We start from the raw sequence: 12,729 nt of genomic DNA on the forward strand, positions 1-12,729 counted from the left end.
GTTCATATGACTAGTATTACAGGCACTAAGTTTTTTTTAAAAAGATCCAAAGGTAAAAAAGGTGCTAAAATGGAAGATTTTTTCTGGGATTTTTGGCCAACAGTTGATGAAGAAGTCAGAAAAGAAAGAGAGGAAGAAAAAAGCAAAAAGCTCGAACAAGAACTATTAACACTAAAAAAAAGAGAGCTACATAGGAAATGTGTATCATTGGTAACAATGGTTCCATTTGCATTATTGATGGCAATTGAGCTCGAAAAAACATGTAGCGATCAGGTATTACTTGGCCTTATAAGCAGCTCATTAGGCCATACTATATTACCTTTCACAGTCTTATCTCTTATTTGCACGCTATATTTAATTTATAATAATAGAAAAATAGCAGAAAAAGAACGAGAGTTGGAGAATATTGAAGATGGAGAAAAAGAAAAGAGAGACATTCCTTATACAGTTGATGATTACTGTAACTATGCTGATGCTGCTTTAGTTACATTAGTTATTGTGGCTAGCATAGTAAGCGAAGCATTGGCACAAGGAATAATAGAAGACGTAGCTTTTTCAATTTCTAGTATATTCTACTTTGTAGCGAGTGCTACTTTTTGCTATTGTGAGTACAAGAAAAATAAAAATTCTGAATTAGAAAAAGAGCAAGGCTTTGATGAGAAATTTGAAAAAAAGACAAGCAATATGTCTACAGCTAAGTTAATGCTTGCTGGTTCTTCTTTATTACTAATTAGGAGGATAATGTTGATTTCTGAAGTAGCATTAGCATCATCTGCTGTTGGGCCTGCTTTAGGTCTGGTAGGTATTGCTCTTTTGATGGTCGGAAGTGGATTGATCATACATTCTTATATTAGAAAGCTAGAGAACGTAGAAGTGAGTGGAAAAGGTGTTCCAACAGGTGCTGGTATAGGTAATATAGGGAAAGGGCAGGTTTTTGCTCGATGATAATGCCAAAAATTTGTTTATTTAGGTAATATTTAGTCTATACTTTATTTTGATCAAAAAAAATCTTATGTATAAGACTTTAATCATATGCTTTTTTCTCCTTATTTGCTCCTTTGTGCAGTCGTATGGGAATGATCTGGAACACACTGAAACTGAACTATATGAGGAGGCAGTTAAGCTTTATGATCAGAAAAAATATAAGCAAGCTATTAGAGCATTTCAAAAGATAGAGGATTTGTATCCTTTATCTTATTGGGCAATGAAAGCAAAATTATTATCTGGAGTTTCTTACTATAATATGGGTAACTACAGCAGTGCTGCAAGTGATATGGATGATTATATATACGTTTATCCAAATGGTGAAGATTTGCCATATGTATATTACTTAAGAGTATTATCTTATTACATGCAAATTAATAAAGTGCAGCTTGGGCAACAAATTGCATATAAAACTTTAGAGCTAGCTACTGAGTATATTAATCTTTTTCCGAATAGCGAATATATAGAAGAGATCAAAGAAAAAGAAAAATTAATCACAGAACATATATCAAAAAAAGAGTATTCTATTGGTGAATTTTACCTAAAGCGTGGTGAATATTTAGCAGCAATTAAGCGTTTTCAAAATATGATAAGCGATAAATATTCTTCTAGAGTTATTAGTTATTTAATAACAGCTCACTTAGCTCTTGGCCTTGACTTAGAAGCTGAGCAGTATGAAAATATGTTAGCAGAAGGGGTGAATTAGTTTTCTTATGGCTGGTCATTCACAGTTTTCAAATATAAAACATCGAAAAGGTGCTCAGGATGCAAAGCGCTCGCAAAAATTTACGAAGCTCATTAGGGAAATAACAGTTGCTGCAAAACAAGGGCTGCCTGATCCCGAACTCAATCCACGTCTTCGCTCTGCTATCTTTGCTGCGCGAAAGGAAAATCTACCAAAAGATAAAATAGAAACAGCAATAAAAAATGCAGCTGGTAACGTTGTTGGAGAAAGTTATGAAGAAATACAATATGAAGGCTGCGGACCTTCTGGTGCTGCACTTATTGTCCATGCTCTGACAAATAATCGCAACCGAACTGCTTCTGAGATACGTTATATCTTTTCTCGCAAAGGCGGTAATTTGGGAGAAACAGGATGTGTGAGTTACCTTTTCGATCATGTAGGCTTAATTGTCTATAAAGCAGAGGGTATAAATTTTGAAGATTTATTTAACTATGGAATTGAATTAGAAGTATTGAATGTTGAGGAAAATAACAAGGAAGAATTATATGTTATAACTTGTGAAGTGAAAGATTTTGGTAGAGTGCGTGATGCTTTCTATACAAAATTTGGAGAACCAGAACTTGCTCGTCTTTCATGGCAACCAAAGGACCTGATTGAAGTTAGCGACAAAGAATTAATTGATAAATTATCTATATTAGTTGAAGAGCTAGAAGATAATGATGATGTGCAGTATGTTGAAGGTAATTTTATTTTTGCTGATAAACTATGAGGCTGGTAATACTTCCACTGCTTTGTATTTTACCAGCATATGCAACTGAAACATTTGCGCAGAAAGACTATTGTCATTCCAGTGCCCAGACACTGGAAATTGATTGTAAACAGCACGCTATACAACATTTTCGATTAAAAAACTGTTCAAGCACTGGAATAACAGAAAGCAACCTAAACCACTTTCCAGCGTTACTTCAGCACGGGATCAGGAAAAAAAAAGCTGCTTTGGTGACAGAAAGTGATAGAAAGTTGTTATTCATATCCAGTGACATAAAATCCTCTTTTTTTGACGCAGAAGGTTTGGCGCCAAATACAGTAATGAGATTAATCGACATATATAAAGGTTATGGTGTAGATTTTAAAAAAGACATTGTGCCCAAAAGCAAATTGGAGGTGCTGTGTGAAAAATCACTCAGTAATCAGAAGGCCGAAGAAAAAATTTTATATACTTCACTGACAACAGATAAAAAGGTCATTAGCTTGTATCATTATGAGTCACAAGAAGCAAAAGAAGTGTATTTTAATAAAGAGGGGGTAAGCTTGAAGAGTAGCGAAATTTTTGTAAATCCTTTAAACGGAGATTTTCGTATATCTTCGAAATTTGGTAATAGAAAGCATCCTGTTCGCGGTAAAATTGCTTTTCACAAAGGAGTAGATTATGCAGCTAAGCTTGGCAGTCCCATATATGCTGCTGCAGAGGGTGTGGTAGAATATATAGGAAAGAATGGTGGCTATGGAAATTACATCAAAATAAAACACAAAAATGAATATTCAACTTGTTACGCACATATAAGCAAATTTAGTAGCGATATAAAGTTAGGCTCTAAAGTAAAGCAGGGGCAGATCATTGCTTATGTCGGCAGCACTGGTGTTGCAACAGGACCTCATTTACATTATGAAGTTATATATAATGGTAAACATATTGATCCGCTTACGATAGCTCATGGCAATGAGATAAAGTTGCCTGATCGTGAATTAAGAGAGTTTAAATTATTTGTAAGTAAGGTAGATGAAATAATCAGCAGAGAGGGTGCAAGTGAAAAAGCAATCTGATAAAGACAGCACAGATAAAAATACGATAAGTGATAGAAATCTAAGTAAAATTCAGGCTTTTCCTGTACTAATAGCGCTAGGGTTAATTTTATTGGTACTTTTTGTGTATGACAGCACAATTGCACTTGGAGTTGCTGCTGTTTCAATTTTGACTTTTCTTCAGGCACTTTTCGTTAATGACCCTAATGAAGCAAGAGTGATAGAGTTTTTTGGTCATTATATTGGAACTTATTTTAAGTCTGGAATATGCGTAACGCTTCCGTTTTCGAGTAAATATAGAGTGTCTCTGAAATTTCAGAATATTAACACAGAAAAAATTAAAGTTAATGATGCTAATGGAAGTCCGATAGAGATTTCAGTAGTAATTGTTTGGAGAGTGAGCAGTCCTGCGAAGGCATATTATAATGTTAATAATTATCATGATTTTGTTTTTGTGCAAAGTGACTCGGTAATTAGAGAACTGGCAAGTAATTATCCGTATGATAGCGAAAACGATGAGGAATCTTTGCGTAAAAATTCTGATAAAATTTCAAATGAATTGAGATCAATGCTACAACAAAGATTGAATATTGCTGGAATTGAAATTGCAGAAGCAAGAATATCGCATTTGGCCTATTCATCTGAGATTGCACAAGCAATGCTGAGGCGTCAACAAGCGCATGCCATCACCTCTGCAAGAAAGCATATAGTGCAAAATGCAATAGGAATTATCGAAGAAGTAATAGCCCATTTTGAAAAAAATAAAAGCTTACAATTGGATGGAAAACAAAAGGTTCAATTGATAAACAATTTGCTAGTTGCTCTGATCTCTGAGCAGGATGCACAGCCGACTATTAGTTTGGATAATAATTAGCATAGAAGCCGATTGGGTTTCATGAATGCAAGTCACTGTTAATTTCTTGATTAATAGACTAAATGATGTTATAAATTACACGCATTAGGGGTGCTCTAAAAAAGCTGAGAGTACATAAAGTACAACCCTTTGAACCTGATCTTGTTAAAACAAACGTAGGAAAATGTATGTATATAAATATTGAAGAATGCTTTGGCTTCATCGCGTTCATTACATCTCTTATTGGGTTATTGCCTCAAGTATATAGAGCATATATCACAAAACTTACTCGTGACGTATCGATGCTAATGTTGGTGAATTATCTTATTTGTTCATCATCTTGGCTTATTTACGGTATTTGTCAGGGTTTAACTTTTGTGATACTCAGTAATATTGCTGGATTAGTGATCAGTATAATATCAATTGTTCAAAAATGTTACTACGATGCAAAAACTGCACGAAGCGTTTTATAACCATATGCTACATTGTAGCGTGGAGCAAGAATATCGTTCTATTGTAATATTAAATGGAGAAATACCTGATTCATCGTTTTTTAAACAAGATATACCTGTTATTGCTGTAGATGGAGGGGCAAATAAGCTTCTATCAATTGGCGTAAAACCTGATCTTGTAATAGGAGATTTGGATAGTATAAATCCGAATTTACGTGCTAATTTAAATACAGTATATCTACCTGATCAAGATTATTGCGACTTTTCTAAAGCAATGGCTCACTTAAAAACAGTAAAGTTATTGCCATCAATAGTAACGGGTATTACTGGAGGAGCAATTGATCATATACTACAAAATATTAACTTTTTTTCAAGTACAGATAGTATCTTTTATATGCCTTCGCCTTCCATGGTGGGGTACGCCTTACAAAAGGGTATTACCTATTTTTCCTCTTTGCTAAAAAATACTAAAATGTCCTTACTTGGTATACCGAAAGCTCAAATATCAACTAAAGGATTACAATGGGAACTGTACCTTAGTAACCTTGCTTTTCCAGGAAAGAATTCTTGCTTTAATCGAAGTTTAGGCAATGAGTTATCTATAGAAATACACAGCGGCGTGTGTTTAGCAATGATATATTTAGAAGCAGTAAATGATGATGGTGTGTATTGAGTTAAAACATTAAGAAAAAAAAAAGTAGAAAAACCGTGTTAACACTAATTCTAAAAACTACAGGCGCCTGTTATTAGCTAAAGTAAAGGTCAAATATCTGGAATTCTGGACATAAAATCCTCCTGTATAAAAAAGATTCAGAATGTACACACAACAGATGTGGCTGAATTTTTATTGAAAAATTGGTTAAAAGGTCTGCAGACCGAGATAGATTTTGAGCTCTCTAAATATCTCTACTATCATTATAATGGCATCTTGAGTATGCGGAAGCAATTTTTTCATTAAAATAAAAAATTTTATTCTACAGCGCGGCTACTTGAATGACAAGGGCCACTTGGATGATAAGAAATGGATCACTGAAAAAAGTAGGTGTCATTCCAGCGTGTGACGCTGTAATCCACTCTTTTCGTTAATCTCATCAACTTAGGATTACTTTTGTACCTAAAATTCCTAGATTCCAGTGGTTGCATAGGTCAAATAAAAAGAGCTGGCAGTTACTGACAAAATTCACTATAAGACAAGCATTTAACCTACTAAAGAAAAATATGCCACAAAAAATGAGAGTCAGTAACTGCCATGAATATAACAAATTTCTCCAAGAGAGGGGAAATATTTTTTATTACGTCAATGATGCCATAGAAAATTGGTACGAAAAAGGTCCAAAAATGGCTGTTGGCAACTATATTTATAGCGATAAGGTCGTGATTCTGGTTCACATAATAACTTATTTATTTAGAATAGGTCTGAGACAAACAGCGGGATTTATAGCAGGGTACCTTGAGCAAAACTTGCAAGTTATTACAGGCCTCAAGAAGGCTTAAAAAACTTAACATCAAAATTGAAGACATGATAAAAATAATACAGAAGATATTGAGATTGCCATAGATAGTACAATAATATTCCAGGTCATAGCAAGGCAAATGGTACAGATAGAAAGTATCGCCGCTATGAGCAAACAAGATGTAATGCTAGAGATAGGTAGCAAAAAAGTTATAGCAGCAAAATACAGTGGTGGAGTTTATTCTGACCACTATGGAGCATGTGATCTTATTGCAAGGATTGATGTTAATATAATATAAGCACACTATATGCAGACAGATCGAAAGAAGTTATACAAACTGTGCGATGAGCTTGACATAAAGACAAGGATTCCTCCGCAAAATAATGCAGTAGAGCATCCAAAGTTGGATTATATGGATGAGAGAAATTCTACAATCAAGCTCATAAAGTCATATGATGAAGATGGTATGAAGAGGTGGAAAAAAGAGATAAATTATGGGAAGAGATCTTATATAGAAAGTTTTTTCTCGCGACTGAAGCAAACATTTTGGTTTAGTTTTAGAAACAAATCTGAGGTTAATCGTGAGAGAGCTCAAGTGTTATTTGCTTAACAAAATTACTGATATAGGCATGGCTAAATTTGAGATAGCTTCATTCCACGTTACCTATTATCCGAAGAGTGATGCAATAAAGCCATTCCAGTGTCAGCTATTTGAATGACAATAAGGGGTTCACTTGAAGCTGATTTTTCTTTGCACTTCAGTTATGCAAGAAATCTATTATATAATATTATTGTCACTCTCTTGATAGTTTTTTAGCTCCTCTCCTCCTGAGTTACTCGGTGCAATTATTTGATCAGATTCAGTTGATGATTCATCAGATCCAAACAACCATGAAAAAAAACCACCAAAAAATGATGCAATTAAAGAAAAGGGCTTCATAATTATATTAAGCAAATTATCAAAAAAAGAGCTCGGCTGTTCTTCATTTGTTGATGATTCACTTCGTGGATTAACACCATTTTGTGTAAGTGCTATGTCAATAGAATGTCCATTATCAGCATCTTCAATTTGTACATCACTGACTTCTTCTACAATGATTTCCTGTGATTTTTCCTCTACTTGTATCACTGGTTGCACATTACCTTCTTGCTCAGTATCTTCCTCTTGATCTCCTTCACTATCTGTCGATGCTGAACTGTCATCAGTTTTTTCTATGATTTGTAATAATAGAGCTTTTATTTCTTCTGTTTTAGCTAAATCAAAAGGAGTTTTTTCATCCTTGTCTTTTACATTGATATCGATTCCGTCTACTGCTAATAGAATTTTTACTATTTCTATATGACCATTTTTAGCAGCATAATGTAAAGGGGTCTTTTCACTTTCATCTATTGCATTAACATCTGCCCCCTTATCTAGATCATTTTCTAGCTGCTGAAAAAAACTGTCCCCAAGCTTAGCAAATAAGTGTAAGGGAGTCGCTTTATATAATTCTAATTTAATTTCATTAACACCATTGGGTTTGTTAAAATATATTACAGAACTAAATCTTGTTTTATTATTTATATCGGTACCAATCTTTATGAAGTCTAAATCATTTTTAACAAAATCTTTTCCTGATGATTGGTAATGGTCAATGACTTGCTTTTTTATTGACTTATGAGATCTTTTAATATTTTCTATAATTTTATTTACTTCTTCTTGTGAAAAGCTGAAAGCTAAAGGTTCATAATCTTTATAATCATCAGAAATTGTCGCTTTGAAAAGGGTATAAACTTTATTGATTTGTCTTGAAGATATTTCTTTTTGTGAAAAGTTGAAAGCTGGAGGATACACACTGTAATTAAAACCTTCATATTTAAACTCAAGTGGCCCAGTTCCAATAAATTTTAGATTATGATCCTTTGTTAGTTGTGATAGAAAATTTTTCCATTTACTTTCATCAAACTCGTTGTAACGAGGCCATGAGTAAATTAATACTTTATCTCCAACATCTCCAAATTGTACATGAATACTGTTTGGTTGTTTGAATATATCATTATATTCTTTTCCAAAATCATAGGTGTTAAGAACCTCAACTGACATATTATGAACATCATTGCTGATATATTTTAAGAAGATTTCCCTAACTTTGTGAGTCTTTTCAGCTAATCGAACTTTCTCACCCTGATTTAGGGAGCTGTTAAAATGTGTGTAATCAATAAAATTGCCACTCATCTGCACTTTTCTATAGAAATTGTATTATCATGGTACAGTTGCTAATAATCAATGAACTCTGCAGATAAAGTTCTCTGGATGCCAGCGCCACATACCGAAATTACACCTTCATAAGGTTATATAAGAAATCTATTGTAATCAGCCTTCTCTGTGTTTTTCAGTATATTTAAGTAAACTATATATAAGAATTGCAATTATAGAACATGCAACTGTTAACAGTAAATTCGGTAAAATACCATAACGAAAAAATTTCCCTACTATATATATTCCAATAGCTCCAAACATCATATTGCAGAATGAGAGGACTGCACTACCAAGCCCTATACCCTTGATTGTTTCTAAAGCAGAAGTTACGTTATTGCTGATTACGAGTGCAAGCCCGATATTGCTCGGAATCCAAAGAACTTGAAGAATAAGTACACTTAACTTGTTTGTGAGATAAAAATATACCAATAAACCATCCGATATCATCGGTAATACCAAACCTATTATTAACATCTTGCTCACTCCTATTTTTGGTACGTACCTTCTATTAATTAAAGTTCCAATTATGTAAAATATAACTATGATTGATATGAGATAGCCAAAATATTGTACTTCAACGCCCATTGATTCAAATATGAACGGGTAGTTAGCAATGTATGCCCAAAGCCACATGAAAGTTAATCCATGAATGGCTGAAAACCCAAGGAAACGATAATTCTTAAATATTAATATATACTGCTTGAAGATATTAATACTGGCTTTACTTTTATTTACGGTCAGCGTTTCTTGTAGCTTCAAGTAAATAAAAATGAGCATAATAATTGCGGCAAGTGATATGATAAAAAACAAAAACTTCCAACTATAACCATGTGAAATTATATAACTGCCTACCACTGGAGCTATTCCAGGTGAAAGTGCTACTATCATATTTAACTTTGAGATTACTCTTGAGTATTCACTACCTGAGTACATATCCCTGATTGCTGCATATCCGACAACGCCTGCAACACCAGCTCCAGCCCCTTGTATAAACCGGATTAATATTAAAAGTATAATATTATCAGCTATACAACATACAATACTTGCTAAAGTAAAAATTGTCATACCAATCAGCATTATTAGGCGCCTGCCATAATAGTCTGACAATGGGCCATAAATTAATCCAGATATTGCAATTCCTACTAAATTTAAACTGATCGTAAGCTGCGCTATATTACCTTTCACCTTAAAATAGTTGGCAATACTTGGCAATGCAACTGAGTATAAGTCTGTTGCCATATCAACAACTGCTACAGATAATATCATAATAAGGGAGATGATATTTTGTGAAAAAGCTGTCGACACTAATGATTTACTGGATTAAATATGTTTAATTGTAGTATATTTTTCTCATTAGTATATTAATTTAACTGCTAAAGTTTAAAATAATTATGTAAGCAATCTCTATATAAAATATGGATAAATCACAACTAGTTAAAGAGGTTTTCGATTCTGTAGCAAATTGCTACGACATCATGAATGATATAATGAGCCTTGGAATGCACAGGCTATGGAAAGAGAAGATGGTAAGTAGTGTGAATTTTAAAAAGCACTCCAAGGTTTTGGATATTGCTGGAGGAACAGGAGATATAGCTATAAGAATAGCAAGAGGGGAGCCAAGTGCTCAAGTTACAGTATGTGATATAAATCAAAACATGCTGGACAAAGGGCGTGATAAAGCTATAAATTCAAATCAGCTAAATTTCAATTGGGTATGTGCAAATGCAGAGAGTTTACCATTTGAAGATTCCGAATTTGATTATTATACAGTAGCTTTTGGTATTCGAAACTTTTCCGACCGTAAGAGGGCTTTAAGTGAAGCATATAGGGTACTAAAGCCAAATGGACAATTTGTCTGCTTGGAATTTGCCCCTATGCATTATCAAAATGAGATATTCACCAAATTTTATGACTTATACTCATTTAAAGTAATTCCTAAAATTGGTAGCATAGTTGCTAAAGATAAGGGTTCTTATGAATACCTAGTAAGAAGCATAAGAGAATTTCCAACTCAAACTAATTTTAAAATGGAAATTGAAGAGGTAGGCTTTAAGAATGTTGAGTTCTATAATATGAGCTATGGAATAGTGGCGTTACACATTGGAACAAAATAAACTCTGGTCTATTCAGTAGTTTTTTTGCTAACTTTCTGTAATTTCGCAGCGTTTTTCCTTGAGTAGAAATCAAGCTAAAGTTTCTTGAACGTATTGTTCTAACGAAGTACACTGTAGACTAATATTGTAACTTTTTCCTGAAGCTAAATACTTAACTTTAAAATAAAATGCGATCTAACATTAAGCAGCTATTTTACTATATAAAACCTAGTCTACATTATTTTACCGTAGCTTTTATTGCAGTTCTATTTTCAGCTTTAACGATTCTTCTTTTTGGTAGGGGCTTAAGCAACATAATTGATTCTGGCGCAGAGCATAACTTTACTACCAAGCTTGTAGTTGCAATACTGATAGTTTTAGGCATTTCTTTCACTGCATTTATTCGGCTATATTTCATTGGCATTGGCAGCGAAAAAGTTGTCGCAAGAATCAGATATGACTTATATAGCAGTATTACTGATTTACAACCAAGTTTCTTTGAGAATACAGGTGTGCAAGATGTTATCTCAGCACTCATTACTGATACCTCTGCATTGCAATCGATAATAAACAGCAGCTTATTGACAATATTGAGGAATTTTGTGGTACTGACTGGTAGTGTTGCAATGCTGTTATACACAAATCTACATTTAACCGCATATGCAGCTGCAATAATACCCATACTGCTCATTATCATGACTTCACTTGGAAAAAAAGTTCGCAATTATGCACGCTTTGCTCAGGATAAATTAAGTGAGCTTGCATCATTTAGTGAGGAAAATTTTAGATCTATAGTAACCATTAAATCATTTGTACTAGAAGAAAGTGAAAAAATTCGTTTTCAGAAACATCTAAACTCAGTATCAAAATCATACGTAAAATTAGTACTCTTGCGTGCTATTTTAGTAACTCTAGTTATCACGTGTGTGATAGGTTCGCTAGTTATTTTGCTTTTTTTTGGAATAAAAGAAGTCTTAAGTAATAATATGACCATTGGAGAACTCTCCTCATTTGTGTTTTATTCAGCGCTTGCGGCAGGAGCTATAAATAATTTGAGCGATAATATCAGTGATTTACAACGAGGTCTTGGAATAGTAGAGCGTTTATTTGAATTTAAAAATATGAAAAGCTCTATATTAGATAGTGATAATCTTATAAGAATTAATAGTATTCAAAAAGAAATTGCGTTTAACGATGTAACATTTTTTTATGCTGATAAGCCAGCATTAAATAACGTATCATTTTCTATAGAGGCAGGCCAATCAGTATCAATTGTTGGACCATCTGGCAGCGGCAAGAGCACCATTTTAAAACTTCTGCTCCGTTTTCATGATCCAAATAAAGGTAGCATTACTATTGATGGGCACAACATTAAATCAATTGCGCTAAATGACCTCAGATCGTTGTTTGGCTTAGTGCCACAAGATCACATGATATTTTCTTGCTCAATAATGGAAAATATACTATACGGCAAACCGGGTGCTGAATATGAGGAAGTCAGGCAAGCAGCTATCAGTGCGTATGCAATGGAATTTATTGATAAGCTGCCGGATAAATTTGATACATTTGTAGGAAAAAGAGGACTGAAACTTTCTGAAGGACAAAAACAACGTATTATAATAGCAAGGGCCATACTCAAAAACCCTCAGGTTTTAATACTTGATGAAGCAACTTCTGCTCTTGATTATAAAAGTGAGAACCTAGTGCAAAAAGCACTGAGTAAATTAATGCAAAATAGAACAACAATTATAATTACACACAGGCTATCAACCGCACTCAAAACTGACAAGATTATAGTGATTAATTGCGGGAAAGTGGAAGAAGTCGGTACTCATGATTCTCTAATGAGTAAAGATGGGCTGTATGCAAAATTGGCGAAGATATAGTAAAAACTGAAGGAAAATTTGAGTCATACTTGTTGGTTGTTATGCTGAATTTAGTATCTAAATTATTATTTTATTAATTATTTTAGCTTATAATAATATCATAGTATTTTTTAAGGATCGTTATGTTTTACAATAGTCTACCAAAACTACAATCTATGGTTAATAGTTTGCCAGTACCAGTATCGAACACAGCTTATAATTTGCCAGTATCAGGCTTACAAGCACCGATATTAAATATGCCTTATAATTTACCAACAGCTTTACAAGCACCAGTATCGAA

11 protein-coding genes, 1 pseudogene and 1 riboswitch are annotated in these 12,729 nt (G+C 33.6%); of the genes and pseudogenes, 10 read left to right on the top strand and 2 right to left on the bottom strand.

Annotated elements, in window-relative coordinates:
• Nucleotides 1-6: 6 nt before the first annotated feature.
• From LB100_RS02935 to LB100_RS02970, 8 genes and pseudogenes are all read left to right on the top strand, one after another.
• Nucleotides 7-945, top strand: a complete 939-nt coding sequence (locus LB100_RS02935) for a hypothetical protein (protein WP_456201372.1) — start codon at nt 7-9, stop codon at nt 943-945.
• A 67-nt stretch (nt 946-1,012) separates the two neighbouring features.
• Entirely contained in the window at nt 1,013-1,690 is a 678-nt protein-coding gene (bamD, locus tag LB100_RS02940; RefSeq protein ID WP_264330555.1) for an outer membrane protein assembly factor BamD, read from the top strand.
• Nucleotides 1,691-1,697: 7 nt separating this feature from the next.
• Nucleotides 1,698-2,438 (top strand): YebC/PmpR family DNA-binding transcriptional regulator, encoded by a 741-nt coding sequence (locus LB100_RS02945; RefSeq protein WP_456201374.1) that lies wholly within the window; start codon nt 1,698-1,700, stop codon nt 2,436-2,438.
• A complete protein-coding gene (locus LB100_RS02950) occupies nt 2,435-3,493 on the top strand; it encodes a M23 family metallopeptidase (RefSeq protein ID WP_456201376.1) in 1,059 nt (352 codons plus the stop codon). The genes LB100_RS02945 and LB100_RS02950 overlap by 4 nt, the downstream gene beginning before the upstream one ends.
• Nucleotides 3,477-4,346, top strand: coding sequence for an SPFH domain-containing protein (locus LB100_RS02955; RefSeq protein ID WP_010404803.1), 870 nt, complete (start codon nt 3,477-3,479; stop codon nt 4,344-4,346). Before LB100_RS02950 ends, LB100_RS02955 begins: the two co-directional genes overlap by 17 nt.
• Nucleotides 4,347-4,422: 76 nt before the next feature.
• Nucleotides 4,423-4,525: riboswitch (TPP riboswitch) on the top strand.
• Nucleotides 4,514-4,798: a SemiSWEET family sugar transporter gene (locus LB100_RS02960; protein WP_017532519.1), complete on the top strand. Its 285-nt coding sequence runs from the start codon at nt 4,514-4,516 to the stop codon at nt 4,796-4,798. (Overlaps the previous riboswitch by 12 nt.)
• Nucleotides 4,770-5,450 (top strand): thiamine diphosphokinase, encoded by a 681-nt coding sequence (locus tag LB100_RS02965; protein ID WP_456201379.1) that lies wholly within the window; start codon nt 4,770-4,772, stop codon nt 5,448-5,450. Before LB100_RS02960 ends, LB100_RS02965 begins: the two co-directional genes overlap by 29 nt.
• 545 nt (nt 5,451-5,995) lie before the next feature.
• Nucleotides 5,996-6,884, top strand: a pseudogene (locus LB100_RS02970) (transposase); the annotation flags it as partial.
• A gap of 125 nt (nt 6,885-7,009) precedes the next feature.
• On the opposite strand, the gene LB100_RS02975 reads toward LB100_RS02970, so the two are convergent.
• Nucleotides 7,010-8,446 carry an ankyrin repeat domain-containing protein gene (locus tag LB100_RS02975; protein ID WP_456201380.1) on the bottom strand — a complete coding sequence of 479 codons (1,437 nt, stop codon included), beginning with the start codon at nt 8,444-8,446 and terminating at the stop codon, nt 7,010-7,012.
• 138 nt (nt 8,447-8,584) lie between these two features.
• Entirely contained in the window at nt 8,585-9,775 is a 1,191-nt protein-coding gene (locus LB100_RS02980) for a Bcr/CflA family efflux MFS transporter (protein ID WP_456201382.1), read from the bottom strand.
• Between the two features lie 110 nt (nt 9,776-9,885).
• Here LB100_RS02980 and ubiE point away from each other — a divergent pair, with 110 nt between their 5' ends.
• Nucleotides 9,886-10,584 carry a bifunctional demethylmenaquinone methyltransferase/2-methoxy-6-polyprenyl-1,4-benzoquinol methylase UbiE gene (gene ubiE, locus LB100_RS02985; RefSeq protein ID WP_264330550.1) on the top strand — a complete coding sequence of 233 codons (699 nt, stop codon included), beginning with the start codon at nt 9,886-9,888 and terminating at the stop codon, nt 10,582-10,584.
• Nucleotides 10,585-10,751: 167 nt separating this feature from the next.
• Entirely contained in the window at nt 10,752-12,449 is a 1,698-nt protein-coding gene (locus tag LB100_RS02990) for an ABC transporter ATP-binding protein (protein WP_456201384.1), read from the top strand.
• Nucleotides 12,450-12,729 lie beyond the last annotated feature (280 nt).

This window comes from Wolbachia endosymbiont of Protocalliphora sialia (assembly GCF_053891855.1).